The following is a 2,572-nucleotide window of genomic DNA, read 5'->3' as shown; positions in this document are numbered from 1 at the left end:
CCCTGCCAAATTTGCGTCCTATCGACCGTACCAGAATTCCCGGTTTGAATCTAGATCTATTGCGCAGTAATGACCGCATATTCATTCAGGCGGCCAGCGAGTTTAATGGGGTGCACGCCGCTGCGGAGCGGTGTAACGATGAACGTTACAAAAGGGGCCACTTGTCCGCCAGTACTGGTAGGTGCTGTACAGCTCACTACAAACCTCCCGGTCACGGTATCGTGTTCCCTGCTGGTAAAGGCATTGCAAATAGAATTGCCTGTTGCACCAAGCCCTACTGACATATCCAAGGGGCTGTACTGAAAATCGGCTGTGATATTGCCCAGGCTGCCACCGTTGCTATCGATACCAACCGGAATGGCAACTGGCTGTCCTACTTGCGCCAGGTACCCTCCGTTGCGGAAAAGGGTCCGAGGTTCGGCGTATATGGAGCTTCCTGTAGCCGTCACCTGCACGTTCCTAATGGGGTCAAGTACAATGTGTCCCAACCAAGAAGCTAATCCGCCAGCACACGCCAGGAGCAGAAAAGCCGTAATGAGGAGAACTTTGGCTTGCAAGGTTTTATTCATGGGTTTCCTCCTTCTTTCTCCACAGTAGGGCAGGGAGGACTAAGATTAGTATTGCCACGGCCACCATAAGCACCAGGTCCAAGCGAAGGCGCATGCCAATGCCGGCATCCTCATGGGCTGCCCCTAAGGTGATTACAGCAGTATCACCCGACATGACTGGCAGGGTGCGGACGAGGTACTTTTTCTTGTTGCTAGCTAGGGTGAAGGCGCCGGCTTTACCTGTCCGGTCAGCGAGGTACGTATCAATGCTCTGTGAACTTAAGGCATTGAGGATGTTGCCATCGGAGCCAGCCAGTGCGGTTATTCCCCGGTTGGAAGAAATAAAGAGAGGATATTTGCTTCCTGCCACCCTTGTGGTCAGGTAGGTTTGGTCAACCTGGATCCCGCCCACTAAGGCATAGAGGTCGTTATCCTTAAGGGGATGTGCACTTACCACAAGGGGGATGGCGCGTTCAGACAGGGTGATGCCCGATGCCGTTCCAGTGGTGATGTCCGACAAATCAACCGGCCAGGTATCACCAAAGGCGGCAGCCGGCTGTGTGCGTGCCAGCACTTTCTTATCGGACTTACTGATAAGGACTAGGTAGGATATCCGCTCAGTGACTGACATTTGTTGGAGCAGGGAAATGAGGACCGGGTTCCCTGGACTTAGCTCAACCCCGGAGAACTGCGGGGAGGTGCTTAATGTTGTCACGGCCCCGGTGACTCTTTCCTGTTCTGCTGTTAGGAGGTGGGTGCGTTCTGCGATGAGGTAATTTTCAATGGCTGTATTGGCCCGCTGCTCCGAGAAGTAGGTATGGAACAAAAAGAGGGCTGGGGTGCCTGCACTCAGAAGGAGCGAGGCGGTGGCCCAAACGGTTCCGGCGCGGCGTATCCCACGGGGCATGCCCTGGCGGGTAAGGAGGCGCCAAAACAGGTCCGCAGCAACAATGTCTAGGATAAGAAGGTAAAGCCACGTATGGGGCACTGTGACACTCGTGAGGAGCCCTATTACGCCACCCACTGCTAAGACTACGGAGGTTACCAGGGCGATGGTGCGCTTTGTGTGCAGCCAAGAGTACAGGGCAAGTAGCGCGAGACCAAAAAGGGAGGCGAGAAAAACTAAGCCCACCCCAAGCTCTACGGCAGGGAGGTGGGAAGGCAGCCCTATTTGTCCAGCAAGGTAGTGTGCTGGGCTAAGGAGGTATTTGAGTGCAAGTGAAAGATATCCCTCCATAACACCCTAGTTGGTGAGGGTCAGGCTGTTTACCATGCTGGTAATGCGCTTGGCATCGTCAGTTTCAGGGTCTAGTTCATCCCGGACGAAAATGTGGGTCACACCTGTCTTACTAGCAACAAAGTAAGTAGTCCCGCTGCTTTTGGTGGGTTCTGTAGGGCGGATGATGTACGCCGGGCGGCTCTTGAAGGTACCCTTGGAGATTGTGTTTCCTTCTTCGTAAAAGCCTTTGCTCTTGGCCCACCAGCCATCCAGCTGGTCGTTGGTTGTCTCAACGGTAACCTTCAGGAAGTAGCCATCGTAACGAAGGAACCAGGCATTGGTGCTAGTCCGGACAATGTTGGTGGCGTTCTTGGGGTACCGTACCGTGAAGCCAAGGTCTGGGTCGGCAAAGTTCTCCCACTCGGTTTGGGCAAAAGGAACGGTAGCAAAGGATTCTTTGTACTTGTTGGCGGGGTTCTCTGTCAGGGTTGCATCAGGAATAGGGGTTGTAGCGGTGGTTACTCCAGCAACCTGACCAGCTTCCTTGTCTTGGAGTGCCTGCACGCCAGTCCAACCCGCTGTCGCCATAAGGGCCAGGACGGCAGTGCGGAGGGCAAGGCGCTTCACGCCTTTGAAAGAACGGGGCTTCTTTTCTTTGAGAACTCTAGGCTTCTCAGTGCGGACTTCCTGAGCCATTGCCCGTGACGGGGTGGCAGGGAGGGGAAACTCTGCGAGGAGTGATTCCAGGTTTGTGTCAGGAAGAGCGCGGGGATCCGGGGAAACATTTTTGGTTGCCTTCAGCTCA

At 54.5% G+C, this 2,572-nt stretch carries 3 protein-coding genes; all 3 read right to left on the bottom strand.

Translation table 11 applies throughout. The features are described from left to right. Positions 1-56: 56 nt before the first annotated feature. Positions 57-569 (bottom strand): hypothetical protein, encoded by a 513-nt coding sequence (locus VLA04_04695; GenBank protein HSI20963.1) that lies wholly within the window; start codon positions 567-569, stop codon positions 57-59. Then, positions 562-1,785 carry a hypothetical protein gene (locus VLA04_04690; GenBank protein HSI20962.1) on the bottom strand — a complete coding sequence of 408 codons (1,224 nt, stop codon included), beginning with the start codon at positions 1,783-1,785 and terminating at the stop codon, positions 562-564. The genes VLA04_04695 and VLA04_04690 overlap by 8 nt, the downstream gene beginning before the upstream one ends. Positions 1,786-1,791: 6 nt before the next feature. Then, positions 1,792-2,572: hypothetical protein (locus VLA04_04685; GenBank protein HSI20961.1), on the bottom strand; the 781-nt coding region annotated here is incomplete at its 5' end.

Source organism: Verrucomicrobiia bacterium (genome assembly GCA_035460805.1).
Lineage (GTDB): Bacteria > Patescibacteriota > UBA1384 > CAILIB01 > CAILIB01 > DATHWI01.
The sequence above is the reverse complement of the archived record's forward strand: the minus strand, read 5'-3'. Positions and strand labels throughout refer to the sequence as shown.

What these genes read in the sequence shown, in the direction of transcription:
- VLA04_04695 (HSI20963.1), bottom strand. Translation starts at nt 569, where the DNA reads ATGAATAAAACCTTGCAAGCCAAAGTTCTCCTCATTACGGCTTTTCTG.
- VLA04_04690 (HSI20962.1), bottom strand. Translation starts at nt 1,785, where the DNA reads ATGGAGGGATATCTTTCACTTGCACTCAAATACCTCCTTAGCCCAGCA.